Genomic DNA, 633 nt, shown 5'->3' on the forward strand with positions numbered 1-633 from the left:
CGTTCATGCCTCTCCTGTCGCGGACGTTGCGGAACTCGCGGTTGGTCGGCGGACGATGACGGCGGGCCTCAACCCGGGGCCGGGGGCGCCAGCCGGAGCACCGCCTCGACCACGTCGACCGGGTCGACGCCACCGAGGCAGGGGTGCCCGGGGACGGGGCAGATGGCCGCCCGGGTGTCGCGGCAGGCGGCACCGGCGTCACCGAGCCGGACGGTGGGCACCCGGTAGGGGCCCCACTGTCCGAACGGGACGGTCGGTGCGAAGAGACTCACCACCGGGGTGCCGACCGCCGCCGCGAGGTGGGCCGGGCCGGTGTTGCCGACCACCAGGCAGCGGGCCCCGGCCAGCAGCCGGGCCAGGCCGGCCAGGTCGGTGCGACCGCCCAGGTCGATGCCGCCGGCCGCGGCCACCCGGGCGGTCAGGTTCCGCTCGGCCGATCCGCCGGTGACCAGCACGCGGTGCCCGGCGGCGGTCAGCGCCGCCACCATCTCGGCGTACCGGTCCGCAGGAGCGGCCCGGCTCGGCACCGAGGCGCCCGGGTGTACGACGACATAGCCGGGCTCGACCGCTTCCGGGGGGCGGCACAGCTCAGGGCGGATACGCAGGCGCGGTTCGTCGTCGGCGGGCAGTCGA

Annotated in this window: 1 protein-coding gene; it reads right to left on the reverse strand. The window is 77.1% G+C overall.

All coding sequences use genetic code 11. The features are described from left to right. Positions 1-68 precede the first annotated feature (68 nt). The coding region (locus ACTWLT_RS31545; RefSeq protein ID WP_445321497.1) for a glycosyltransferase family 9 protein at positions 69-633 on the reverse strand (565 nt) is incomplete at its 5' end.

Source organism: Micromonospora yongxingensis (genome assembly GCF_052601155.1).